Annotated in this window: 20 protein-coding genes and 2 pseudogenes; 9 read left to right on the forward strand and 13 right to left on the reverse strand. The window is 67.7% G+C overall.

Going from position 1 to position 24,096, the window contains the following annotated elements; genetic code table 11:
- Positions 1-324 precede the first annotated feature (324 nt).
- Positions 325-1,140, forward strand: a complete 816-nt coding sequence (locus tag FBY35_RS19565) for a DUF899 domain-containing protein (protein WP_142215319.1) — start codon at positions 325-327, stop codon at positions 1,138-1,140.
- A 168-nt stretch (positions 1,141-1,308) separates the two neighbouring features.
- Here the strand turns inward: FBY35_RS19565 and FBY35_RS19570 are convergent, their stop codons facing one another.
- Complete coding sequence (locus FBY35_RS19570) at positions 1,309-1,926, reverse strand: TOPRIM nucleotidyl transferase/hydrolase domain-containing protein (RefSeq protein ID WP_142215320.1); 618 nt, start codon at positions 1,924-1,926, stop codon at positions 1,309-1,311.
- 489 nt (positions 1,927-2,415) lie between these two features.
- Between FBY35_RS19570 and FBY35_RS19575 the strand changes: the two genes are divergently transcribed.
- The 3 genes and pseudogenes from FBY35_RS19575 to FBY35_RS37300 form a co-directional block, all read left to right on the forward strand.
- A complete protein-coding gene (locus tag FBY35_RS19575; protein ID WP_160159297.1) occupies positions 2,416-2,667 on the forward strand; it encodes a PD40 domain-containing protein in 252 nt (83 codons plus the stop codon).
- Positions 2,668-3,141: 474 nt separating this feature from the next.
- Entirely contained in the window at positions 3,142-3,690 is a 549-nt protein-coding gene (locus FBY35_RS19580) for a DUF1062 domain-containing protein (protein WP_142215322.1), read from the forward strand.
- Positions 3,691-3,813: 123 nt separating this feature from the next.
- A pseudogene (locus tag FBY35_RS37300) lies at positions 3,814-3,922 on the forward strand (VOC family protein); the annotation flags it as partial.
- A 348-nt stretch (positions 3,923-4,270) separates the two neighbouring features.
- Here the strand turns inward: FBY35_RS37300 and FBY35_RS37775 are convergent.
- Complete coding sequence (locus FBY35_RS37775; RefSeq protein WP_313904683.1) at positions 4,271-5,005, reverse strand: hypothetical protein; 735 nt, start codon at positions 5,003-5,005, stop codon at positions 4,271-4,273.
- 1,265 nt (positions 5,006-6,270) lie between these two features.
- Here FBY35_RS37775 and FBY35_RS36665 point away from each other — a divergent pair.
- Positions 6,271-6,744, forward strand: coding sequence for a DUF5994 family protein (locus FBY35_RS36665; protein WP_222123153.1), 474 nt, complete (start codon positions 6,271-6,273; stop codon positions 6,742-6,744).
- Positions 6,745-7,304: 560 nt separating this feature from the next.
- A complete protein-coding gene (locus FBY35_RS37305; protein ID WP_313904684.1) occupies positions 7,305-7,928 on the forward strand; it encodes a flavodoxin domain-containing protein in 624 nt (207 codons plus the stop codon).
- Positions 7,929-8,060: 132 nt separating this feature from the next.
- On the opposite strand, the gene FBY35_RS19605 is transcribed toward FBY35_RS37305, so the two are convergent.
- From FBY35_RS19605 to FBY35_RS19630, 5 genes are all read right to left on the reverse strand, one after another.
- On the reverse strand, positions 8,061-8,930 hold the full coding sequence (locus FBY35_RS19605; RefSeq protein WP_142215324.1) for an IS5 family transposase: 870 nt from the start codon (positions 8,928-8,930) through the stop codon (positions 8,061-8,063).
- Between the two features lie 97 nt (positions 8,931-9,027).
- A complete protein-coding gene (locus FBY35_RS19610; protein ID WP_142215325.1) occupies positions 9,028-9,441 on the reverse strand; it encodes a RacP protein in 414 nt (137 codons plus the stop codon).
- A 2-nt stretch (positions 9,442-9,443) separates the two neighbouring features.
- Positions 9,444-10,499 (reverse strand): DUF6192 family protein, encoded by a 1,056-nt coding sequence (locus FBY35_RS19615; protein ID WP_142215326.1) that lies wholly within the window; start codon positions 10,497-10,499, stop codon positions 9,444-9,446.
- 341 nt (positions 10,500-10,840) lie between these two features.
- Positions 10,841-11,866 (reverse strand): pentapeptide repeat-containing protein, encoded by a 1,026-nt coding sequence (locus FBY35_RS19625; protein ID WP_142215328.1) that lies wholly within the window; start codon positions 11,864-11,866, stop codon positions 10,841-10,843.
- 173 nt (positions 11,867-12,039) lie between these two features.
- A complete protein-coding gene (locus FBY35_RS19630) occupies positions 12,040-12,186 on the reverse strand; it encodes an alkaline phosphatase (RefSeq protein ID WP_260848735.1) in 147 nt (48 codons plus the stop codon).
- Between the two features lie 100 nt (positions 12,187-12,286).
- Here FBY35_RS19630 and FBY35_RS19635 point away from each other — a divergent pair, with 100 nt between their 5' ends.
- Positions 12,287-14,290: a DUF1996 domain-containing protein gene (locus tag FBY35_RS19635; RefSeq protein ID WP_142215329.1), complete on the forward strand. Its 2,004-nt coding sequence runs from the start codon at positions 12,287-12,289 to the stop codon at positions 14,288-14,290.
- A 251-nt stretch (positions 14,291-14,541) separates the two neighbouring features.
- A complete protein-coding gene (locus tag FBY35_RS19640) occupies positions 14,542-15,174 on the forward strand; it encodes a hypothetical protein (RefSeq protein WP_142215330.1) in 633 nt (210 codons plus the stop codon).
- Positions 15,175-15,269: 95 nt separating this feature from the next.
- Here the strand turns inward: FBY35_RS19640 and FBY35_RS19645 are convergent, their stop codons facing one another.
- Positions 15,270-16,409, reverse strand: coding sequence for a protein kinase family protein (locus FBY35_RS19645; RefSeq protein ID WP_260848736.1), 1,140 nt, complete (start codon positions 16,407-16,409; stop codon positions 15,270-15,272).
- Between the two features lie 150 nt (positions 16,410-16,559).
- Complete coding sequence (locus FBY35_RS19650) at positions 16,560-17,549, reverse strand: NAD-dependent epimerase/dehydratase family protein (RefSeq protein WP_142215332.1); 990 nt, start codon at positions 17,547-17,549, stop codon at positions 16,560-16,562.
- A gap of 819 nt (positions 17,550-18,368) precedes the next feature.
- On the opposite strand from FBY35_RS19650, the pseudogene FBY35_RS19660 reads away from it, so the two are divergent.
- Positions 18,369-19,013 (forward strand): annotated as a pseudogene (locus FBY35_RS19660) (tyrosinase family protein); the annotation flags it as partial.
- Positions 19,014-19,130: 117 nt separating this feature from the next.
- Here the strand turns inward: FBY35_RS19660 and FBY35_RS19665 are convergent.
- The 4 genes from FBY35_RS19665 to FBY35_RS19680 form a co-directional block, all read right to left on the reverse strand.
- Positions 19,131-20,135 (reverse strand): BtrH N-terminal domain-containing protein, encoded by a 1,005-nt coding sequence (locus tag FBY35_RS19665; protein ID WP_142218058.1) that lies wholly within the window; start codon positions 20,133-20,135, stop codon positions 19,131-19,133.
- A gap of 288 nt (positions 20,136-20,423) precedes the next feature.
- Entirely contained in the window at positions 20,424-20,969 is a 546-nt protein-coding gene (locus tag FBY35_RS19670) for a GNAT family N-acetyltransferase (RefSeq protein ID WP_142215335.1), read from the reverse strand.
- Between the two features lie 262 nt (positions 20,970-21,231).
- Positions 21,232-23,394 (reverse strand): NACHT domain-containing protein, encoded by a 2,163-nt coding sequence (locus FBY35_RS19675; protein WP_142215336.1) that lies wholly within the window; start codon positions 23,392-23,394, stop codon positions 21,232-21,234.
- Positions 23,391-23,732, reverse strand: coding sequence for a cellulose biosynthesis cyclic di-GMP-binding regulatory protein BcsB (locus FBY35_RS19680; protein ID WP_142215337.1), 342 nt, complete (start codon positions 23,730-23,732; stop codon positions 23,391-23,393). The genes FBY35_RS19675 and FBY35_RS19680 overlap by 4 nt, the downstream gene beginning before the upstream one ends.
- Between the last annotated feature and the right edge of the window lie 364 nt (positions 23,733-24,096).

The raw sequence follows: 24,096 nt of genomic DNA on the forward strand, positions 1-24,096 counted from the left end.
GAAGCGGAAAAGATCTGGCCGGCTGCCGGACGCGAAGCCACTCTGGGTGCGGTCTCTCCGCCGGTTACGCAGGAGAACCTGTCGTCGACGATCTGCCGCAGTGGCGGCTACAGGCTGATGACCTGCAGCAGCTTCTGAAGCTGATCGAGCAATCCCTGAGACCGAGAGCGCGTCTGTGAATTTGTCAGACCGACGCGGTGGGTGCACGCTCGGCGTAGGGCGCCCCCTGCCGCGATGAATGCGAGCCGGGTCGCGAGTCTGGTCTGGTGAGAGTCGTAGGGCGTCGTACGACACCGCCCGGCACGAGACACCCCGGAGGACACCATGACGACCACACCCGGCAACGCGAGCAGCAACCTTCCCGGCAAGCCGCCAGTCGTCGACCTGGCCACGTGGCAGGCGGCGCGCGAGGAACTCCTGGTCCGCGAGAAGGCGCACACCCATGAAGGCGACGCGATCGCCGCGGCCCGGCGGCGGCTGCCGATGGTGGAGATCGACGGGACGGTCGAAGTCGTGGGACCCGACGGCCCGGTCCGGTTCCTGGACCTGTTCCAGGGTCGCGACGAGCTCGTGGTCTATCAGCACATGTGGTACGACGGTGCGCCGCACCAGGGGCAGTGCGAGGGCTGCACCACCACGGCCTGGCACGTGAAGGATGCCGTCTACCTGGGCGCCCGGGGCGTCTCGTTCGCCATCCTGACCACGGGTTCGTGGGACGAGGTGGCCCCTTACGTCGAGTTCATGGGCTACACCCAGCCCTGGTACTCGGTGCGGGGCGTGGAAGCGCCGGTCGGCGGAGAGATGGGGCACATCGTCTGCTTCCTGCGCGACGGCGACCGCGTGTTCCTCACCTACTCCACGACGGGCCGTGGCAACGAGCCGGTCAACGGGTCTCTCGGCCTGCTGGACATGACGCCCTACGGCCGCGGCGAGGCGTGGGAGGACAACCCCGAGGGCTGGCCCGTGATCGGCGATGTCCGCGAGGGGTACCCGTCCGAGGGCGGCCAGGCCTGCTGGTACTGGCGCTCGGACGCCGACGGCGTCGCCACCTGGGGCCCGACCAGCCGCCCCGTGCCGCAGTGGACCCGCCCCGGCGCGACTCCCGTGGAGACCCTCGGCCGGCACGGCCACCACCACTGACGCACCTTCGTCGCAGCGTCGACGAAAGGTGTCAAGTGCCGGGCGGAACCTCCGGTCGAACTGGGCGAGGGAAGTTCGCGAGTACGGGCAGCCAGGTTGCGCAAACGGTGCAGTTCCGCATCGGGACACCGGCCCGGTGACGGCCCGATACGCACCTTCGTGCGCCGGTCACAGGCTCGCGAGGAGATCGTCGAGCGGGGTCGGTACCTGCCCGGGATCGAGGGCCTCGACAAGGAGGCGGCCGTAGCGGATCTTGCGGCCCTTCTTCGTGCCGAGGAAGCGCCGCAACTGCTGCTGCCGGGGGCGACCGTGGTGCGCGGGCTGGCACAAGAAGGTCTGCCAGGCACGGAGATCGCCTTCGGCCCGGACGACCTCCTCGACTCTCGCTGTGCCCAGCGCGCGGATGAGCTCGTCCTCCAGGTCTCTCACGCACACGAAGAAGCCCCTGCGCGGCACCCCTGCCCGCTCCAGGGCGCGGTCGTAGAAGCCCTGCTCGCCCTCGTCGCACAGTCCTGCCAGGCGCAGGCCAAGGCCGGGCGGACCGAGGAGGCCGGCGTAGCGGCCGACGCTCATCGCCCCGCCCATCGGTACGACGCACACCCCCTCGGCGGCAAGGTCCCGGCCTCGCCGTGCGGCCAGAGCCTCAACGGCCGCGAGGTCACTTTGCCCTTCGAGCAGGACCGCCGCCCCTACCCCGAGCCGCACGGCCAGATCACTCGCCGACCCGCCGGGACCGCCCTTTGCCCAGTCAATGACCGCGTCTTGGAATGCCCTCATGTCCGCCACGCAGCGATTCTGCACCTCCGCCGACGGCATGGCACGGAATATTCGGCCGCCCCGTTCGACATGCCCGACGCCTTGTCCCCTCCGGCGTCATCGCGGACCACGACACCTCCACCGCCTTTGCCAATGCGTGACCAGCAACTTGTCGCCTACCAGGAGCTGTTCAGTCACTACGCGAGTTCACGATGGAATTCAGGCGAGCGCATGGTGACCGACGTGGACGGGATTACGATTGGGGCGAGTGGAGCGCGGCTTTGCTGCGTGTAAGCCTGGTCGCCCCTCCAGAAGTCGCGACTGAGATCGATGACTTCGGCCGCGCCTCAACTCCCTGGACCAAGTGGCGCGGCAGCGCGACCCGCTGCGTGACCCGGTGAGTCCGGAAGAGTTCGAGCAGGCCAGACAGGCACCCGCCGAGGCGCAGGTGAAGCTGGTCAATGCCGCGGACCGCCGAGGCCCGACTGGTCACGCGGCAACCGGATCGCCTTCAGCCGCTTGGACTCCTCGGGCTTCGCCCACCTCTACCTCGTACGCCCCGACGGCACCGGACTGCACCGCATCAACGCGGCGCGCCTCAACGACAAGAACCCCTCGTGGTCCCCGGACGGCAGGCGCCTGGTCTTCACCAGAGGCGGTGCCGACGACGCGGACCCCGAACACCTCTACCTGGCACGGGCCGACGGCTCCGGACTGACCCAGCTGACCAAGACCGCCTCCCATCACCTGGAGGCGGACTGGCTCCCGTAAGGCGCCCGTCAGCAGCCGGTAGCCTGCCGACCAAAAACAGCTTCCTGTTCTTCGTCGTCGAGGTACCGCCGTCGGCTGCGGGCTTGGACGGGTAGGGCCTGGCCGGCGGATCATGTGGCTGGGTTCGGGCCGGGGTCGTTGCACCCGTGTGGAACGGAGAGATCGGACGAATGACGAGTCGGCCCGACAGGCACGACGAGCGGGCCTACGTCTTCCACGGCACCGTCGTCGTCGCCGCGATCTGGCTCTTGCTGCGTCCATGATTGGCCGGACAGGACCTGGCGGTGAGGCGCTCGAAAACCAGTGGAGCAGTACCGCTGTGCGCCATTACCGTGCTGCCGAACCAAGTCGTCTAGTCAAGGATGTGCCGTTGTACACCAAGTGAGACCTCCCGAGCGCTGATTCGTCGCGCGTCGCGCATGGGCGCCGCGCTTCTTTTTGCTGCGGACTTCTCACTGAAACCGGTGTACTTCTGTGCTCAATAACTGGGTGGTCGTGCCCACCTGCCTGCCGCTCGTTCTCCGCCGTTGCCACGTATGCGCGTCCGAGCGCTTCCGGGCAAGCGGTAAGTTTCGCGTCAACGCAAACCACAAGCTCATCGACGCCTCGCTCCTCGCGCTCTGCACCGCTTGCGGGGAAACTGCAAAGCTCACGGTCCTGGAGCGGATGAATGTGCGCTCCGTACGACCGGAGATGCTGGACCGGCTGCATGACAACGACCTTGGCCTGACAGCTGAGCTGCTCCAGGATCCGGTCGTTCAGCGCCGTAATCGCATCGCCCTCGACTGGGACAACGCCTGGCGCCTCGACACCGGCGGACCGGATCACCTGGACCGCGAGGTGATCGACGTCTCGGTCCGCTTTGCGGCGCGGATTCCGGTCCGGCCGGTGCGACTGATCGCTGAAGGTTGCCGTCTTTCGCGGGCAGAGGTCGAGAGACTGATCACGGAGGGGAAACTCATCTCGGCAGTCCGGCTGAGCGGCAAGCTCTCCGGCGACTTCACCTTCACGCTCAAGCGCTGAGCCCTCCTCGGGACAAGGGCCTGTCCGGCAAGATCCACCGGACAGGCCCCACCCGAAACTGCAGGCCAGTCGGCCCTCTTCATGCGAGTGCGTTTCGAAGCCCTGGGGGTCTAAGCTCGGCTGATGACCTTGGAATGGGAACAGTTAATTGTTCACTCGGTAGATCCGGGTGGCCTTGGGGCAGTGGTGGGCCGGGGCCCTTGGGTGGGTCGTGGTCCACTCCTCCGATGAGTTCTGTGTCCTTGGCCAACGGCGTCAGTAGCTAAGCGTTTGGTGCATGACGCAGGCCCTTGCACGCGTTACGCATCGTCTACGCATCCGCCGTACCCGGCAGCATCAACTGCCGTAGCTGCTCAGCCGTCGCCGGATTCACGACACCCAGCGCGAGCAGCACCAGGTCCGCGCCCGCGCCGTGAACGTGTACGGCCTATGCCACGTATCACCCACGGCTCCACCCTTTCGTCGTATCCGCCACCCCGGCTCGGGCGGCATCCCCGGGGCCGGCGCCCGCGCCCTACAGCGGCCCCGCACGACCACTCCACCACCCTCCACTACAGAAGAGAGGCGGGAGCGGCCGCGGTCAGCGTTTGACGCGGCCGCGGATGGCCAGGACGGCCAGGCCGAGCAGTACGGGTTCGGTGAGGCGGGTGGCCATCTCGGTGTAGGTGCCGGTGGTGGTCAGGTTCTGGCCGGAGGAGCGGAACACCACCGAGTTGATCACCACCTGCAGGGACTTCTCGAACCGCTCGGTCGACAGCAGACGCTCGCGGAACGGCCCGTCGGGGTTGACCGGATCGGGTGTTTCTGTGGTCGTCGTGATGCTGCGGCCGGTGAGGATGCCGGTGCTGGTGGGCTTCGGGTCGTCCTGCGGCAGGCCCCAGAGCATCATCGCCAGCACGGTGGCGGTCATGGCTGCCAGCAGCCACCCCAGAGCACGGGAGGCCCGTAGGCCATAGCCGGACAGCGCCCAGTACGCGGTGAGCAGACTCCGCTCGGCCCACGGAATGTCGTCGGCGTGGCGGCGCATCTCCATCTCGCCGTAGTAGAAGTCGGCGGCGCCCGGTTCGTGTTTGCCGTCTTCGAAGGCCTTGCGCAGTTGCCGATAGACCGGTGCCAGCGCGGCCGGTTCCAGTACTTCTTCCCCCCTCCGGTGCAGGCTTCCAGCCGCTCGTGGCGGTGCCGCGGCCGGCGCGCCAGTGGTGCTCTTCGGCCAGCGTCCGGCGCGGCGTCCAGCGCGTTGGTCGCATCCCCCGTCGACGCAGACCTGAGGGGGCGGCGGCCAGGGTGTATCGCCCTTCCAGCCGCAATTGGTCAAGGTGGATGGTCCCGGCGAACCGGCAGTCGGTGAGGTCGATGTCGGTGAGCACCAGGTGCGCCGCGTCCACACCTCGCAGGGATACGGCCCGTACGCGGGGATCCGGCAGACCCGCTTCGGCCATCTCTTCGCTGTCTACGGTGAAGGGCAGGGAGCGGGCGGCGATGCTCACCGGGTATTCCAGAACCGCGTCACTCAAGTCCACGGTGGCGTGCCGCAGTCGCAGCGCGGCAGTCTGGGCCCACCGCGTCCGCCAGCAGCGCAAGGCCGCGGTTGCCGCCTCGATGATCACCGCCTTCTCGAACACTGCCTCCGACAGATCCAGCGTCCCCGTGCACGCCAGCGGCCCCATCACTGCAGCGCGTTCAAACACCACCCCCAAAAACTGGGCGTCGCCGGCGATCAATGCCCCGTCGAAGCGGGCGTCAGTGCCCTTTCTCAACCTCCGGTATGGATCTTTGAGCGGGTTTGGTCTAGTTCGGTGGCCGGAACCGATGGGCCTGTAGGCGGGCGGTGTTTTGCTCGGGGGTGTGTCGTTCCAGGCAGTGGCGCCGGTTGCAGCGGATGAAACTGCGTACGGCCGCGCCGGTAAGGGGCAAGGGCCGGCGGGTGTGTCCGGTGTGCGGGATGGTCTGGTGGCGAGGCTGGATTACCGCCACAACGCGGTGCAGTGCTCGCCGCGGTGCCGTCGGAGCGGTGGGTGGTTCGGCCTCGATCTGCGAACCCGGATGACCCTACGGGAACACCAGTTCGACGGCGCCAGCCCGGAGCTGCGCCGGACACCCTCGCGGGCGCAGGGTCGACAGCTGGCCGGCCCGGGAAGGGGGGCGGCGCAACAGGCCGGTCAGGGCCGGGGTGTGCCCGGTCGGCCCTCACGGTGAGAGGGCCGATGGCGTATCCATGACATAGACCGCAGTGGTGCTCCGCAGGAGCCTGGGACGCCCTCAGGAGCACCCGACCCGTTGAACGCCCCGGCCATGGCCCCGGGGCGGCAGAGCCTTCTTTGGGGAGACGGGCTTCTGCGTGTCCCCGGTCGGGCGCACACAGCTCCTGACCGGGGATATTTCAGCGCCCGTGGGTCCCTGGGCGGCTCCGAGTGGTCGTGTGCCTGTTTGTGCCGTGCGAGCCAGCCAGTGACGAGTTCTGTGGAGAGTAGGCTGAGGTCACCGAGGGCATTGCGTGCGCTGGTGGCCATGCCGACGCCGTTTTCGGTGAACAACCATGCCGGGCCGGTGAAACCGTGCCTGGAGGCAGGTTCACATCCCATGGAACCGACTGCCGCTCATTTCGCGACCACCTCGACGCGCCCCTCCCCGCCACCGCCGGTCCGGCTTTCGCTGGCTCCGTACGAAACCGTCCCGGGCGGATTCGACGGCGCCTGGTGGCCGTATTCCTGCGACCTCACCGCCGAACTGCCCCCTCTGCTGGAAGCGATGGACGGGGTGGGCACCATCACCAGGGTCACTTTGGGGATCGACTCCTGGCCCGATGTCCCCCACCAGGTCGCCGCGGGCAGGCACTTCGTGACCGTGGGGTGGTTCGTCTCCGGTCGCGACCAGCACGAGATGCTGCTCTGCTCCTATCACCAGGGGTTCCGCACCTTGCTCGTCATCCCTCCCGTGACGACGGCCGACACGGCCGCCTGGCTGATGAACACGCCCGTCCCGGTCGACGGCAGCCGCACCGCCACCCAACTGCTGGAGATCGGTGAGGAGTCGGTCCGAAGCGATACCCGCTGACGGGCCGCTGCGATCCTTGGGACGCGGTGAGGTCGTCCTGCCGGGACGTGGGCGGTGCGGGGTGACGGTGGCCCGGGCGACCGTCAGTGCCTGTGTCCCGGCTTCGATTGACTATGGCGCAGTTCTGGAACTATTCCGGAATGACGGAAAAGCGTCCATCGCTCCTAAGAGAGGCAATGGACACCAGGAGTGCCATATCGCTCGCCGTTCGCAAGGCGTAGGGTCTCTGCCAGGCCCTGGACCCTGGCTGGTCATCCGCAGATGAAAGCCACAGGAATGGATTCCGTTCCTCGACCCTCACCCGTTCCGTTCAAACCACGAGCAACGGGAAACGGCGCTGGGATGCACCGCCCGCATGGCGGAACTGCCTCGCCTTCAGCGGCAGGACCAGCGCATCCTTCCCGACCCGTGGGCAGCAGCAGAAGTACGCACATCTTTGTATGTGGAGCTGCCCCGAGCCACCGGCAGCGGCCCGACCATGGGCAAGTGGCCCCTGCGGTCCTCGCCGCGATCGGAGTTCCCGGACTGCAGAAACTCTGAGAGGAGCGTTCACGGACAAGGTGCTTGTCGCTTACGCGACGAAGAACTGGTCCACGGCGCAGATCGCCCGCACCATCACCCAGGTCCTGCGCAACGAGGGCCTCGAAGCCGAGATGAGGCTGGTGTCAGAGGCCGGCGATGTCCAGACATACGACGCCGTGATCCTCGGCAGCCCGCTCTACGAGGGGTGGTGGCTCAAGGACGCCCACCGGTTCCTCAAGGATCAAGGTGAAGCTCTGCGTGCACGACCGGTGTGGCTGTTCAGCAGCGGTCCCCTCGACGATTCGGCGCGCGGAGGGGACATCCCGCCCGTCCCCGAGGTGCAGCACAGTTTCATCCGGATCAACGCGCGGGACCACGTCACTTTCGGTGGCTGTCTGCAGGAGGGCGCCAGGGGCTGGGTCGCCCAGACGCTGGTCAGTTCCGGAAAGTGCGGGGACTTCCGCGACTTCGAACAGATATCCGCCTGGGCTCGCGGGATCGCCACCGCACTGGTCAACAAGGCCACGGACCTGCCGAAGGGGTACGCAACGGGTATGCCGACACTGCCCTTCGGTACACCGACGAGGGGGCGATGGTGGAGTCTGCGCCGCCGCTCGGAGGTGCGTACGCCGGTAGGCGGGGGAGTTCGGCGGCGGGCTTGAGCAGGACCGTTTGGGGTCTGTTCCCGTTTCCTGCAAGAGGGCAGCGGAGTGAGTTTCGGCGCGCAGCTCGTGTGCCGCTCAGGGCTCTTGGCGGGTTGATCCACAAGTTGCGTCGGCCACCCCGTTTCCCGGTCATGCAGCCTGTGCCAGGTAGCACGGGGTGATGTCGCGCCGTTCGGCGGGACGCGCCGTGCGGCGGGTGAGGCGCCTTGTCATCAAGGTGATGGCCGCCCAGGTGATGAGTGATTCGCTCATCTCGGGGAGGCGTTCGTGGTCGCGGCAGTGACGGCGGGCCCGCATGATCCATGACCAAGACCGCTCGACCACCCATCGGCGGGGAAGGACGACGAAGCCTTTCGCGTCCGGTGGGCGGCGGACGGTCTTGATCGTAATGTCGAGGTAGGTCTTGGCCCAGGTCACGAGCTTCCCGGCGTAGGCGGAGTCGGCCCAGACGATGGCTATTTCAGGGTGGATGAGTGCGACGCGGAACAGCAGCTCCTTGGCCGCCTCGCGGTCGGTCACGTTCGCCGCGGTCACCATCACCAGAAGCACCAGACCTCTGTTGTCGCAGATGAGGTGCCTTTTCCTCCCGTTGTTTTTTTTGGCTTCGTCCCATCCCCGAGTGTCCTTGCCGACGGTCTCGGACGCCTTGATGCTCTGAGAGTCGACGATCGCCGAGGCGGCGCGGGGTGTCTTCCCGCTGGCCAGGCGGACCCTGCGGCGGAGATGGTCGCGGATGACGCGGATGACGCCGATGACACCGGCGGCGGCCCAGCGCCGCGCGAACCCGTAGATGGTCCGCCAGGGCGCGAAGTCGACGGGCATCGCGCGCCATTTTATTCCGTTATCGACCAGGTAGCGGATGCCGTCGACGATCTCTCGACGGGGGTGGGCCTCGGGATGTCCTCCGGTCGGTTTCTGGCAGGCCGGGACGGGCAACAGCGGCTCGATCAGGCGCCATTCGGCATCGGTCATGTCGGAGGGGTAGCGGGGCTCACGCATCAGGATGGTGGGGCCCGGCCCGGTGGCAAGCGCTGCGGACGCGTGGACCGGACCCCGGTCTCCTGATTCTGCGGTGAGCGTCCTGGCCGTGGCGGCGTCAGCGCGGTGGCCGGGCGGCCATCGCGAGGTTCGACTCGATCGCCTTCATCTGGTCGCTGAGGTAGCCGGCCCACGTGCTCTTGGGGAACAGGGCCAGGTGCGGGCCGATCGTGCCCGTGATCATCCGGCGGAACTGGGTGAGTCTCTCGCTGAGCCAGGCCCGCTCCCACTCCTCCAGCTCGGCCTCGCTCGCGCAGAAGTGATACCCCACCTCACGCCCCCAGATGACCGGTGGCCAGCCGCGTTCGGCGCACAGATCGCGCAGCGCGCCAAGTCCCCGTCTGGTCTGCCAGCGGCTGAGCTCGCACGCACCCATCAGGCGCGACAGGACCATGCCAGCGGGCGCGACCTCGAACAGGGCGGTACGGATCAGGTCGGCGTGGCGCTCCGCTGCCGGGGAGCGCTTGGCCACGGTTACTCGCCCCGCAGGATGCGGGCGAGTTCCTCGTCCATGTCGACCTCGCCGGTCTCCGCGGCGGTTTCGATCCAGTCCAGGACGGCCCGGCAGCGGGCGAGGTTCTGCGAAAGGACGGCCCGCTCGTCGCCGGACAGGTGCCGGTCGCGCAGTTGGGGAACGGTCTTCCCGCAGGCGGACACGAAGTGGTGGCAGGCGCCGACCAGGTCGAGGAACTCCTCGGTCCGCTCGATCTTCCGCACCGTCCGCCCCGCCGGTGTCTCGCGGCGGAAGGCGTCCGCCTGTTGCTGGGAGCGGTCGGTCTGTGCCCGGTTGACCGCGTGCCGGGCGGTGTCGTCGGCGACCACCCTGGCCGCGACTTCCGGACGGCGCAGCACGTCCGAGGCGACCTGCGCCGCGACCTGGTCGTCCTCGATGAGGTCGTGGACGACCTCGGTCTTGTGCTGGGTGGTCTGCGCTTTGTTGACCATGTGCCGGGCGGTGTCGTCCGCGACGACTTTGGCCGCCACCGCCGGACGGCGCAGCACGTCCGCGGCCACCTGGGCCGCGACCTCGTCGTCGCCGGCCAGGCGGTGAATGGCCGCCACCTTCTGCGCAGGCGTCTCGGGACGGTCCGGGCTCTGCCCGACGTGCTTCTTGGCCAGGCCCGTCGTCCAGCGCCGCACCCTGGCCTGCTCGTCCAGCGGAGGGGCGCCGATCGCCCCGAAGCGCTCGGTGTCGTCACCGATGGACGCCAGGATGCAGTGGACCTTGTGGGAGACGTCCTGGCGACGCTGTTCCTCAGGCCAGCGGTGGGCGGCGTACCGGTAGCTGCGGACCGTACTCAGCGCCAGACCGAGATCGTCCGCGTAGATCTGCAATGAGGCTTCGACGCTGAACAGGTCCTCGCCGACGGCCGGATGGGCGCCGCCGAGCGGCTGCATCGGCTCGATCTCCAGCGCGTGGTCCCCGATGGTGAACTGGATGCGCTGCATCTGCCCGACCAGTTCCCGGTCGCCGGCAACGATCTGCTCGTAGCGCTCGCGGGTTATGTGGCCGATCGTCGCGGTGGGCATGACGCCTCACCATCTCTCACGGGCAAGGGTCCGGCAGACCGGACCACCGGCGACAACACCCCGGCCCAACTCCCGCCAGAGTCAACCCACTTCGAGATCCAACACCAGCAATGACAGCAATTGACCGTTCGAAAGCAAATCGGACACATGAACCGTTCGCGAAAGCGTTTATCCGGACGATTGGACGAACGGTTCCTTCCGAACCACCCACGCCCTCCGGCGGCACTTCGCCGAGCAGTACACCGCGTTGCTGCGGTGATCCACCCCCGCCACCCAGACCGCCCCGCACACCGGACAGACCCGCCGACCCTCGTCCCGCTCCAGCGCGGCCGTCCGCAGCTTCACCCGCCGCAACCGGCGCCACTGCCTGGAACGACACAGGCCCGAGCAGAACACCGCCCGCGGCCCGGCACCCGGCCCCAGCCAGTCACCGCAGCCCGGACACCGCCGCCCGCGCACAGGCCCATCGATCCCGGCCACCAAACCAGACTAGACCCGCTCAAAGATCCATACCGGAGGAAGAGAAACAGGCACTCACCGCCGATCAACGCCTCGCTGAATGAGGCGTCGCCGCCGATCTCCGCTCCCCCGAAGCGGGCGTCACCGCTGAACTTCGCCCCGTCGAACCAGGCGTCGCCGCCGATCTTCGCCTGGCTGAAGGAGACGTCGCCGCTGAACTCCGCTCCGCGGAATCCGGCGTAGCTGCCGATCTCCGCCTTGCTGAACCATGCGTCGCCGTTGAACTTCGCATCGCGGAATCCGGCGTGGCCGCGAATCTCCGCCGCATCGAACGAGGTGTGGCCGCCAATCTCCGCGCTGCGGAATCCGGCGTGGCCACCGATCTTCGTCCCGTCGAACCGGGCGTGTCCGCCGCTTTTCGCACCGTCGAACCAGGCGTCGCCGCTGATGTCCGCCCCGCTGAACAAGGCGTCGCCACCGATCTCCACGCCGTCGAACCAGGCGTCGCCACCGATCTCCACGCCGTTGAACCGGGCCTCGCCGCCGATCTCCACGCCGTTGAACGAGGCGTCACCGCTGATCTTCGCCCAGCCGAACCTGGCATCGCCGCTGAACCTCGCGCCGCCGAACTGGGCGCGACCGAGACAGGGCCGGTCTGTGGCCAAGTCCCTGAGCGAGGTGAGCAGTTCGCTCAGCAGTTCCTCGGTGAAGACGGTGCCACGGTGGTCGATGTCGGAGCCGGGGGCCAAGGTGGCCAGGTAGGCGGTGCGCTCAGCATCGTCCAGGTGGGCCAGGCAGGCGTCGTGTCCAGGGACATGGATGCCGCGGCAGCCAACCGGGGCGGCCTGCGCCGCACTGCGGCCGCAGTGCGGCCAGCGCGGTGGGAGATCGGGGCTCGGATGCATCATGCCTCAAAGACGTTCCGGCACCCCCGGGCAGTTGCCACATCCGGCACCGGCCGGCGCGGGCACCTACGCCGGCCTGGCGGCGATGCGCCGGCAGGTCAATCGGGTGTCGCAGCCTCGTGACGACTGAAGGGGGAGCCCGGTGACCGGACTCCCCCTTCGCTTGTTCAACGTGTTCAGCGCAGGCGCAGCGCCTCGCTGATCGTGGTGAACAGGTCGGTCTGGTTCGTGACGCCGAGGACCCGGTACGCCAGCGGGCCTTGCCCGGCGATGCGGACCTGGGTTCCGGCGTGGTCATTGGATGTTGCTACGAAATCCGTCATGGACTGAACGCATCACGCGCCACTTCCGTATGTAGCTCAGCGCTTCCCCCGCAGCCGGGCCAGGTACCGGGCCGACCGGCTATGAAGCATAGGAGTTGCAATGGGACATTCAGCCAGAAGACGCTCAAGACGAGGCGGGAGAGCATTCGTTGCCTCGATCGCGCTGATGCTGGGCGGGGGTGGTCTCATCGCGGTCAACTCCTACGCCTCCGCCGGCGAAGTGTGGGGTTCTTCGACCGGTGGCGAACAACAGCAGAACCAGACCCGGAGCGCCGAATCCTCTGCGTCCACCATCAAGTGTCCTGAGGTTGCCAACGCCCTGCCCGAGGTGCCGGAGACGGCGAAGCCCGAGGTCGACCGTGAACTGGCCACGATGGACAGCCAGATCACTGAGGCGTACCAGCGGTTCGTGGACCAGAAGGAGCAGATAGGCAAGGATCCACAGTTCGCCCAGAAGGCTGTCCTCAAGCCGCTGAAGGACAAGCGCGCGGCGAGCATCGACCGCATCTCTGCAGCCATCAGCCGTGCGACGGAAAAAAGTCCGCAGGGACTTGAGACTCTGGCACCGTGCACCCTGCAGGTCGACGACACGGACGAGGGCAAGAACCAGGGACAGCGCCAGGACCAGGGCGACGGCCAGAACGGCGACGGCAAGCAGGACAACGACAATCAGGCCGGCAACGGCGGCCAGAACGGCAACGGCCCCAAGGCCTCCGACTTCGTCGACATCCAGACCGTGCAGCCCAACGTCCGCAAGCCCGATGAGCTGAGTGACGCCTCCCGCGGCGTCTTCGCGACCGAATGCGGTGTCAACGCGAACGGAAAGTTCAACCCGGACAATGTGATCGTCGCCCCCGGCGTGAGCAACGGTGCCCACCACATGCACGACTACGTGGGCAACCAGGCCAACGACGCGTTTGCGAGCGACGACGATCTCGCAGGTGGGGAGACCACCTGCCGTAACCAAGGGGACAAGTCGACTTACTACTGGCCGGTCCTGCGTCTGCGGAACGGCCAGAACGAGAACGACGCCAATGCGGAGGGCGGCGGCAAGGACCAGAATGTCGGCGAGATCCAGACGCCGTCTCAGGTCACGCTGAATTTCGTTGGAAGCCCGGTCGGCAAGGTAACCGCGATGCCCCGCTTCCTGCGGATCATCACCGGTGACGCCAAAGCCCATGTCAACGGCAACGCAAACGCCAATGCCTCCTGGAGCTGCACCGGGTTCGAGGATCGTCAGCTGAAGGACAAGTACCCGATCTGCCCCGAAGGCAGCCGGGTGGTCCGTTCCTTCAAGTTCCAGAGTTGCTGGGACGGCCAGAACATCGACAGTGCCAACCACCGTACCCACGTGGCTTTCGCCGACCAGAACGGCCGCTGCGCAAACGGCTTCCGTGCCATCCCGCAGCTCGTGCAGCGGATCGTCTACGACGTGCCGCCGCCGGTCCTCGAGGGGGACAACCCCGCGGTGTTCGCGGTCGACTCCTTCCCCGAGCAGCTGCACAAGCCGGTCACCGACCACGGCGACTTCATCAACGTCTTCGATGACGACCTCATGCAGGAGTTGGTTCGCTGCATCAACGACGGACGCAAGTGCGGCTCAGGCGACCCGGCCACCCCTCCGCCCAGCAATGCAGAAGAGCCCGAGGTTGAGCCCTCCGGCGCCGCCACTCCCGGTGCCCAGGACACGCAGGAGCCCGCGAAGGAGGAGCAGAAGCCCGAGAACCCGACCGGTCCGGCCGTCAGCGCTCCCCCCGCGCAGGGCGAGCCGTCCGCCACGCCCAAGGTGCAGAAGCCGAAGGCCGCCGTGGCATCGAATGCCGCCACTCCCCGTGCGCAAGGCGAGCCGTCCGCCACACCCAAGGCGCAGAAGCCGAAGGCCGCCGTGGCATCGAATGCCGCCACTCCCGGTGCACAGGGCACGCCGGAGTCCGGTGGGAACAAGCCGGTGCCGAACGACGCCGGCAAGCCGCAGACCGCCGAGGGCGGACTTGCCTCCACCGGCGCCCAGCTGTGGCCCTCCGCGGCAGGAGCCGTGCTGCTGATCGCAGGCATCGTGCTTCTCCGGGCGGGCAAGCGCCGTGAGGCCGCCCGTCATCGGTGAAGTCGGCCTCGCATCGGCCCTGGCCGGATCCGCGAACGCGGGCCCGGCCAGGGCCGCCTGCGGCATCGTGTGGTGCGATCCGCAGGAGAGGCGTGCTCCGAGGAGCACTCGCGCAGGAGTCCGTCGGGCTCTCAAGGTCCGCCACTGCGGCCGTGGTTGTATGCGGGACTGCCGTGGGTTCGGCGTACCTGTCCGAGGGGCGGGTCATCCGCGGGGCATGCGGCTGAGCCGGTGAGATCGGCAGTCCGCCCATGACCACACCGCAGGGCGTCCACCGCCTCGACGAACTGGCGGGTGGCGGCGCAATCGTGCGTGCGGCAGGATTGCCACCGGAGTTGATCCACGCCGCGCTCGCCGTGGGGGACCGCAGCGTGCAGGCCCTGGTGCACGCGGCGGGTGAGGTGTTCGGGCTGGCGCTCGCCTCGCTGGTCAATGTCCTGAACCCGGATGCGGTCCGGGTCGCGGGTGGCACCCTTGGCTACCGAGGCTACTGGGACGCCGCGCTGAGGACCGCGCAAGAAAACGCGCTCCCCGAACTGTGGCACGCCTGCACGGTCGCCCGGATCGAGAACCCGGAACTGGTCGTCGCCCGCGGCGCCATCCGGCTGGCGACCGCGATGGCTGACGGTAAGGCTTGGGTCCGTCAGTACGCATCGGTGCTGTTTGCGCCCAGGGCCGGCGCCGCTCGTAGAAGCCCTCCATGCGAATCGCCACGATCAGCTCAACCTTGGACCCCGGCGCCGTCGACACCCCCTCCGCACGGAGCATGCCCATGCTCCAACCGCAAGCCGCCGCCCGACAACCAGCCCAAACCCAATGCTGGCATGGCCAGTCAAAGGAGGCCCGGAGGTAATCGCCGCAGGCGACGCCGGAAGCGCCCTTGACGGGACAGGGCGGCTCTCATCATGACCAGGCGGGGGCTCCAGCCAAGTACACGATCGTGTCACCTGTCGATGGCCATCCACCACCTCCAACTTCCTCACTCGTACGTTCGAGGGAGACGCGAGCCTGTGCACGGGTGGCGCGGCTCTCCTCCCGATGGCCCTGTCGCCGCGTCAGGCGGGCTGCCTTGCTGTCCGATCCGGCGGATCGCCTCCAGCGGGTAGGGGGTTGCCCGGCTCTCCTGCTGGAATTGGCGATAGAAGTCCCCCATCACTGCGGCGACCGGCGCGTGACGGACGAGGACTGCCGCGACCTCCGCTGGAATTTCCCCGTGGGGCACCACACCCTGGGCGCAGGTGCGCACAAACGCCCTGCGTTCTTCCGGCTCGTACCCGTACAGAGCGAAGGCCAGCCAATTCACCAGATACGTGACGGTGTAGCTCCGGTCGTAGGTGCGGTGCCGGTCGAAGAAGCCGGCCTCGTCCTGTGTGAGCTCGAACCGGGAGGAGATCGCGAGGCCGTAGTCGGCGAAGAAAAGCCGCCGACCGTCGGTCAGGATATTCTCGAAGTGGGCGTCGAAGTGAAGCAGCCCGCGGGCGTTCATGAACGAGATGCCGGCTTTCAGCTCGTTGTCCACCATGGCGCAGGCCCGCCCGGCCGCCTCGTCACCGGCGATCTGGACACCCAACCAGTCGTGCAGGTTCTGCGGAATGTACTCCAGGAACAGCATCAGGCTCGCCGAGGACTGCTGGAGAGCCTCGATCCGGCGGCGTATCCCCGATTCACCTCCCCAGTAGGCGACAGCTCGTTCCACATCGGCCAGTTCCTCGGGAAGTGGCCGGCCAGAGGCTGGTAGCACCCGCCAGTGGTACATCAGTGGGAAACCCTCGTAGTCTCCCGCGATCGCCCAGTTCGTCGTCATGGTGTGCACGGCCAGCTCCCGCCAAGCGCCGAAACCCGGGCCGCCGATACTGCCGATACCGTACTGGCAGAAGTCCGGCAGTCCGAACAAATTCGCCGTGGAGTGAACGTTCTCCGGCCGTCGCTCCAGGTCGGTCAGGCGTAGCTGCTTGACGAAGACCGAGGTTCCGTCGACCTCCAGCAGTACTGAGTTCCCGCCGATGCCGGAACCGATCGGTGTGGCGGCGTCCACGAGCTCGTGCAGTCTGCGATCGCTGCATAGCGCCAGCGATGTGGAAACAGCACCGTGGGCGGCCAAACGAGCACTGCGCGACATGTCAGGACTCTTCACCCGCAACTGTTGTGCCAACAGCTGCCGTTGGTGCTTGGCGATGCTCTCACCCTCCAGTTGTCAGGAGTCGCTCTCCCTGGCGATGAACGGCGCCGGACGGCGCGGACTGTGTCGGCGGGATCCGGACGATACGGCCTAGCGGCCCAGAGCCGCCAGGAGTTCGCGTTCGCGTGCCGGGGTCAGGCCGGCGCGGCGGGGGCGGGTCAGGCCTTCTTTGCGCTCCCATTGGAGGAGGTCCGCCAGGAGTTCCGGGCGGGGGCGGTGGCGTAGGCCCGCTGCGGATGCCGCGGTGCCGGGACGGGCGCTGAAGCCGGACCAGTCCGGGTCGGTCAGCCACATGGCCAGGGATTCCTCGCCCATGAACTCGGCCACGTTCTGGGACAGCAGCCATGCGGAGTCTGCTTCCACCACGGGGCCGCGGTGTCCGCCGATTTCCCGGGACAGGGCCACCCACTCGCCGAACGGGACGATCGGGCCCACCGCGTCGTAGGTGCCGGTGGTGCCCCGCTCGGCGCAGTCGAGCAGCCATGCGGCGAGGTCCCGTACGTCCACCACCTGGGTCGGGGTGTCCCGGGAGTCCGGGACCAGGAGCGGCGCCAAGGGGTCGCGGGCCGCGCGGGCGACCCAGTAGCCGGTGCGGCCGCTGGGGTCGCCCGGCCCGCCGATCAGTCCCGCCCGGGCCACCAGGAGGCGGTCCTTGACGGCGTGTGCCGAGGCTTCTTCGCAGGCCGCCTTGGCCTCGCCGTACTGGTCCCGGCCGGGTTCGTGCTGTTCGGTGGGGGGCAGTAGTCCGGCCGATTCGTCCGCGCCCGGCTGGGCGTGTGAGGCGTACGCGCTGACCGAGGAAACGTATGTCCAGTGGGCCGTGCGGTCCGCGAGGGCTGCCAGCGCTTTGCGGACGAAGCAGGGTTGCCACGACACCTCGACCACGGCGTCCCAGTCCCGGTCGGCCACCCGTTCGTAGGCCGATGCCTCACGCCGGTTCACGGGGAGCAGCAGAGCGCCCCCGGCCACCGTGCCGCTCTCGCCGCGGGCCAGGCAGGTCACCCCGTGCCCGCGTGCCAGTGCCTGTTGTGAGACCTCGCGGCCCAGCCATGCCGTTCCACCCAGTATCAGGATCTCCATCAGGCCATTCCAACACGGGCGTTCGGCTTGCTCCGCCCGCTTCGCCGACAGCTGAGCCGAGTGCGAGGCGTGCCGTGCTTGGCTGGGTCGGGAGCGGACGGCAGCAGTGAGGCCACCCGATCCCGGAGGTCGCCCGGCACAGCCAGCACGCCCCCGGACACCCTGCCAACCAAGATCGCCGAGGTCGGCGGTGAGCGTGGACGGCGCGGAAGGAACCGTTCGCCCAAGCGTCCGGACAAACGCTTCAGTAAACGTTCTTGTGCCCCATGCGGATTCGAACGGGTCAGCTGTGGACGTTACTGGTGGCCAGAGTCAGCGCGGCGCGGAACGCGCCGCGCCGGAGGCGTACGAACGCTCGGCATCGGCAGGCTGGGCTCGCCATGTGCCACAACTTTCCTGCCTCACAGGCGATCGAACCGGGTGCTGCGGATGATCTCCGTTCCTGGGAAGTTGAGGAATTAAGCACAGGGTGACCGCATTTGTCCCTGCTCCTCTTCCTACCGGCAGGGGCGCCTGACACCATCCGGGGCCCGGGTCCAGTAGAGCTCGGAAGCTTTCCATGAGCGAACTCACGATGGGAGACGAGTGTGTCGACTTTCACGCGACGACGAGTGCTACGAGGCTGCGTGGCTGCGATAGCTGCTGCTGCGACGGCAGCAGCAGCGGCCCCGGCGGCACAGGCCGGGACACACGGCTTCAGGTCCGGACGGGACGGGCATGGCAAGGGCCGACTCCCGCGCCAGGGAGAGCAGTGTGAAGGTCCGGCGCCGCTCGACGAGTTGTACCGGGGTCGTCGCATACAAGGCATTCCGGTGGCACCCTTCCGTGACACTGCCCTACTGGGACTGGACGGTGGACCGGGAGATCGGCTCCTCTCTGTGGAGCGCGGACTTTCTCGGCGGCACAGGGCGCACCCGTGACGGCCAGGTCATGAGCGGCCCATTTGCTCACCTCGCCGGAGGCTGGTCGATCCGCACGGGCGTGGACACCCGCCCCTTCCTGCGACGCAGGCTCGGCGACGGCGCAGTGTCGCTTCCCACCCGGGCGGACGTCGATTCCGTATTGGCGATCGAGACCTACGACATGCCTCCGTGGAACAGCGCCTCAAACGGCTTTCGAAACCTCTTGGAGGGGTGGCGCGGTCTGAATCTGCACAACAGGGTGCATGTGTGGGTAGGTGGCCACATGGCCACCGGCGCCTCTCCCAACGATCCCGTCTTCTGGCTCCATCACACGTTCATAGACAAGCTGTGGGCCGACTGGCAGAGGCTGCACCCCGATTCCGGCTACCTGCCGGCCACCGCCACCACCAACGTCGTGGATCTGCAGGCAACCATGCGGCCCTGGAACGATGTCACCCCCGCCGACATGCTTGACCACTCGGCCCACTACACCTACGACACCGATGGATCCGGGGCAAGGACCAGCACCGGCCTCACTTCACACAGCACGCTGCGCAGCTGAGGCACACCCCCCTCCCAAGGCGGATACCGCCGCGTTGCCTTGTGGGGGCAGGTTCTGACCTCGGCTGTGCGCCTGGGGAAGAGGTGCAGGGGTAGAGGTCGTCGTCGGGAAACCGAGCTACATAAACGCCCGTTCACTCCCCAGGCAGCTCAGTGCCTGCATGGCCTCGCGCTCTATGCGTGACAGATCGCAGAGGGCGGCGCCTGCCCGTACAAGGTACTGCTCATCGCCTGATTCACCTGCATTTGTGATCAGTGCTGCGACTTCCGTCCACAGGGTGGCTGCCTCGTTGTACAGCTCGTGGCCGGTGCGCAGTTGGCTGCTGTCGAGCAGTTGGGTGCATTCGGCCAGGAAGTCGCGGTAGAGGTTACGGAACAGGGCGCCGCCGGTGCCGGCCTTCTCCATCAAGAGGGCGGCCTGCGGTAGGTCCCGCTGCGGGTTGTCGGTCCGCTGGAGCCATGTGCGTACCAGCTTGCCGGCCTTCTCGACGCCGCGGTGACCCAGGTTGGCGATGGGCGGGTTGAGGAAGGCGTCGGCGCAGGCGGTGATGGCAGGAATGATCTGGCCCTGTGGGGACGGCAGGTTCCTCGGAGCGGTGAGGGTGAAGGACCGGTGCTTGGCGGTCATCGGGCCGCGCGCGGCTCTGGCCTGGGCGAGGCTGGTCAGGCTGGTGGATACCGCTCCACCTTGCTGGTCTGTGTCCACCAGGTAGGCGTCGTGGTCGTCGTAGCCGTACATGGCGACGACATGACCGCCGAAGTGCACCTTCGACCCGAAGTAGTCCAGGTAGTAACTGTCGAGCTGCAGTCCGACGGGGCGGTCGGCGTCGATGGCGGCCACCACGTTCGCCCATGCCCTGCGTGGGGAAGTGGTCTCCTGGACCAGAAGGTCCAGCCCGAGAGTGGTGGCCAGGTTTCTGGTGAGGTCGAAAGGTTTGGCTCGCCCCCCGAGGAAGGGGAAGCCCATGTTCTTGCTGTCCCAGTAGATGAAGGACAGACCGGAGCCGAGGCCGAAGAGCATGGGCTCGGACAGGTCGAGTCCTTGGTGCCGCAGCAGCACCCCCAGAGCTGTCGTCTCGCAGTGTTGCCTACCGCGAACATCGATGTCCTTTACCGTGGTCATGCCATGCTCTCCGATGGGGATGATCAGCCGGGTCATCAGTTCTTCTTGCGCTGACTCTGCGGGCCCGACGAGACAGGCCGCCGCACAGAGATTCTGCGTCCGCCGCGAAACTCAGCAGAACCAGCATCTCTGCTGCCACAGGACCTCATTCAGCCCACAGGTCTTGACTATTACTCAAGGCCCGGGAGTGCTCGGCCTTGCGCTTGTTGCGCCTGTGCGGGCCGCGGCAGCCATCCCTTGGCCGTCAATGTCTGCTCCGCGGCCCGCACTTGACGGTCGGCCCGCAACCTAGACGACCTTCGAGTCCTGCTTCCAGTCCTGGGCGAGGAGCCCCAGCAGCACTTCGTCCAGGAACTCGCCCATCACCCAGGCCGAGGAGCGCAGCACCCCCTCGCGGACGAAGCCGTTGTGCTCGGCTGCGCGCAGCATCGCGGCGTTGTCCGACAGCGTCTCGATCTGCAGCCGCTGCAGGCCACGCACGACGAAACCGTAGTGGCACAGCGTCGCGACCACGTCGGTGCCGTAGCCCTTACCACGGGCGGACGGCAGCATCCCCAGTCCGATGTGCGCAAACCGGTTGTGATTGTCGATGCCCCAAAGCGTCGCGCTGCCGACCAGGGTGCCGCCGTCCAGCTCCACCACGGAGAACTGGACGAGACCGTGCTCTTTGTCGTCCACCACGAGCCGCGGATCCTTCGAGCCGGGCGTGATCGGCCGCCACGGCCCGCCTTCGGCGCGCGAGGCGTTGACCACGTCGTCGTAGAGCTCGGTCCGCAGGATCGGGATGTCGTCCTCGTGCCGGGCCCTGAGCCCGACCTTGCTGCCTCTTAGCATGCAAGCTTCTTATCCGGCCGGACTGGCCGGCGGCAAACCAATATGTGGGAACTCGCCGCGGGTGCCGACGCTCTGGCGCTGCGGGGAACCGCATGACTGACCGGCCGACCACCCGTCCGTCCGTCCACAGCCTTGCATCGGTGAGCTCGAACAGCTCATCCCGCCGGGCGAACGAGCGCGCGTGTCACGGTCGCCGCGACACCAAGGGCGGCTCAAGGCCCGTACCCATTGGTGCTGCGTGCTGTGCGGTGCCTGACACCCATCAGCGACCACCTGCCGTCGACTGTTCGTGCTGCTTGTAGACCTCGGCCAGGCGATCCCGGAGCCGCGCGTGGCGGAACTGGTAGACCGCGCCAACCTGGCGCAGCACGCCTCGCTGGTAGGCGTCGTCCAGGAAGGCGTTCACAGCCCACGGAAGCCTCCCTGTCAGAGGTAGCCAGATGCGGACCAGGACCACCCACCGGCCCCAAGCGGTCAACGTGCCGAGGCCGAGCCCGACCGCGAGCCCGGTCGCGAGCCCACTCGTGACCCCGAGTGCGAATCCGTTCACGAGCGCGACGACGATCCCGAACCCGAGCCCCACCGCCAGTCCGACCGCGAGCACCTCGGTGAGCACGGTCGTGCGGTTCGTGTTCAACAGGTCCCAAGGGCTGACCGAGGATTTTGTCTCGATGAGAGCCTCAAGCCCCGCCATGAGCGCAAGGATGAGCCCGACCGCCAGTCCGAGTGCGAGCCCGACAACGAGCCAGTTCCCGAACACGACGGCGATCACGGTCCTGGGGTAAGCCAGGAGACCCGCATAGACCGCCATTCCGAGCCCGAACACAACCCCGAACACCAGCCCGCCCGCGAGTCCGCCCTGAATTCTGGGTAGGAAACTCGCCTTCACTCTCTTCGACCCGCCGCGGATCTGGATGTGCATGCGCGACGGTTCAAATGCGCCGCCGACCTTGAGCTTTGACCCGAATCCGTGCATGAGCCCGAAAACCAGCCCGATCCCCAGCACATTCAGAAGCACGTTGACGGATGCCTCTCTGGGCTCGCTCGTGAGCCCGAAGACGAGCCCGAGCATGGTCCCTGACACCAGCCCGCTCGTGACCCCGGAGATGAGCATGCGCGAAGAGAGGCTCATGGCCGTTCCCATCCGCCACCACTCGATGTCGTGTGTGTCGAGTGATTGCAGGTGTGTGGCGAGGTAGCCGAGCCAGTGGCGGGCGCGTTCGGCGCGCCACGGCCGGCGTTTCGCGGCGGGGCGGTTGCTGAGAAAGCGGTCGTAGGCGGTGGGGATGAAGTTGTCCAGGAGATGGTCTTCAAGGGCTCCTCTGGTGCTGAACTCCTCGTTCTCCAGCAGCTTCACCGGATCGCGGCCGGACTTGTAGACGGTGTGGGCGAGTGTGACCATCAGGGGGGTGGTCAGCACTGCGGCCAGATTGGCACAGGCCGGTATGTCGCGGTGGCGGCGCACGTTGTTCAGGACGTGCTCCCAGCCGGTCGGGGTGGCGGTGTCCGTGCCGTCGCGGGGGGTCGAGTGGGGGGCGGGCGTATTGGTGGGGTGCAGCAAGTAGTTGACGGAGTCGTCGAGGGTGAGGTCGGTCAGTTCGATCCCGGCGAACAGCGCGGTTGTTCCCACGGCGGCTTCGAGTTCGGCGCGGCGACTCGTCATCAGCAGCGGCACGGTGGTGGCCCTGAGGTCCAGCAGGGCGGCCTCGTGCAGGCCATCGGCGATCTCGTCGAACCCGTCCAGGATCGCCAGCACCCGGTCGGCACCGACCAGCGCGTCGGCCCACGTCGATCCGTCGGGGCCAACCCCGGCCAGAAAGGGGTGGTCCCGCTCCAATCGGTCGATCATCCAGTCCCGCAGCGGAGTGGTGGTGGGATTCCACGATCCCAGACTGAAGATCACCGGTACCGGTGCTTCGCCGGTTGGAGTGCGGGCTTCCAGTCGGGCCCTTGCAAAACGCCGGATCAGGATGGTCTTCCCCGAGCCCGCTTTGCCCAGCACCATCAGTCTGCCGGGCTTTGTCCCCTCGTAGAGCGCCGCAATCCGTTCCAGCGGGCCGGTCAGGTCCAGCGGCAGCGTGGCCACCGCCTTGGCCGAGTCGTCGAGGATGCTGTTCCGGCGGCCGGTCAACGTCGAAGGTGCCGGTCGCCAGCGCACAGGCAGCGGGGCCGGATCCCATAACCGCTGCTGCTCCTCCTCACGCTTCAGGAAGCCGCTGACCCTGTCCGCGAGCAGATTGGCCTTCCCGGCCAGCGAGTTCTCGGCGGGGTGCGCTGCGGGAAGGATGAGCACATTGCTCGCGTTGTCGCCGGTGCTCACGATGCCGTAGTTGTCACCGTCCAGATTCACCGACCGGTCGCCGCCCGACTGGTCAGGCTTGTGCTCGGCGGGGTCCGGCTTCTGCAGACCGGGCCTGCCGCTCACTGGTGCAGGGCGTTCTTCGCACCGTCGCCGGTGGAAATGATCCCGCAGTTGTTCCCGGCGACGGCGACGCTGCGCTCACCGTCGGTCTGGACGTTGGGACGCTCGGGCAGCAGCCCCGAGAGCTCATCGGCAAGGCCCGGGACGTCCCTGAGCGTCTCCCCCAGCGCGGTCCCCGACTCCGTGCGCCGCGAGGCGAGCACGTCCCGATCCTCGTCCGCGCCCGCGTCCGCCGGGCTGGTGACGGTGACCCCAACGGGGTCGGCGCCGGCGCCGGCGCCGCGGTTCAGGATCCTGGCGAGCAGCCGCTGCCTCTCAAGCAGCTCTTCGATCTCGAGCACAGGCGTTCCCCCTGTCGCGGAAGCGAATTCAGGTTCCATGCTAGCCAGGCAGGCACACCTTCGGTCAGCGGTTCGGCCACGAAATTGATCCCAGGTCAGGTCCACCCGGACGGTTGCGATGTCAGATCCCCCGGAGACTTCACCGGCCTGCCCGCATTTCCGGAGGGAAACGTTACGCTCCCGCACGCGTTCATGAGGCAGCAAACTCACCGTCATGGCCTTCGTCGTGGTCACGAGCGCGATGCGACCGCCGCCGGCGCCGGGCACCGGTCGTCCCTGGGGCAGGTGCACACCCTTCCACCAGGCCGCCCGGGGGCAGCGCCGGGACGTGCCCTCCCCGGCGCGGGCGAACACCCTACTTCTG

The organism is Streptomyces sp. SLBN-118 (genome assembly GCF_006715635.1).
Classification (GTDB): Bacteria; Actinomycetota; Actinomycetes; order Streptomycetales; family Streptomycetaceae; genus Streptomyces.

Coding starts and splice junctions, on each gene's coding strand:
- FBY35_RS19565 (WP_142215319.1), top strand. CDS start 325: ATGACGACCACACCCGGCAACGCGAGCAGCAACCTTCCCGGCAAGCCG.
- FBY35_RS36665 (WP_222123153.1), top strand. CDS start 6,271: ATGGAACCGACTGCCGCTCATTTCGCGACCACCTCGACGCGCCCCTCC.
- FBY35_RS19605 (WP_142215324.1), bottom strand. CDS start 8,930: ATGCGTGAGCCCCGCTACCCCTCCGACATGACCGATGCCGAATGGCGC.
- FBY35_RS19615 (WP_142215326.1), bottom strand. CDS start 10,499: ATGCCCACCGCGACGATCGGCCACATAACCCGCGAGCGCTACGAGCAG.
- FBY35_RS19625 (WP_142215328.1), bottom strand. CDS start 11,866: ATGATGCATCCGAGCCCCGATCTCCCACCGCGCTGGCCGCACTGCGGC.
- FBY35_RS19630 (WP_260848735.1), bottom strand. CDS start 12,186: ATGACGGATTTCGTAGCAACATCCAATGACCACGCCGGAACCCAGGTC.
- FBY35_RS19635 (WP_142215329.1), top strand. CDS start 12,287: ATGGGACATTCAGCCAGAAGACGCTCAAGACGAGGCGGGAGAGCATTC.
- FBY35_RS19640 (WP_142215330.1), top strand. CDS start 14,542: ATGACCACACCGCAGGGCGTCCACCGCCTCGACGAACTGGCGGGTGGC.
- FBY35_RS19645 (WP_260848736.1), bottom strand. CDS start 16,409: ATGTCGCGCAGTGCTCGTTTGGCCGCCCACGGTGCTGTTTCCACATCG.
- FBY35_RS19650 (WP_142215332.1), bottom strand. CDS start 17,549: ATGGAGATCCTGATACTGGGTGGAACGGCATGGCTGGGCCGCGAGGTC.
- FBY35_RS19665 (WP_142218058.1), bottom strand. CDS start 20,135: ATGACCACGGTAAAGGACATCGATGTTCGCGGTAGGCAACACTGCGAG.
- FBY35_RS19670 (WP_142215335.1), bottom strand. CDS start 20,969: ATGCTAAGAGGCAGCAAGGTCGGGCTCAGGGCCCGGCACGAGGACGAC.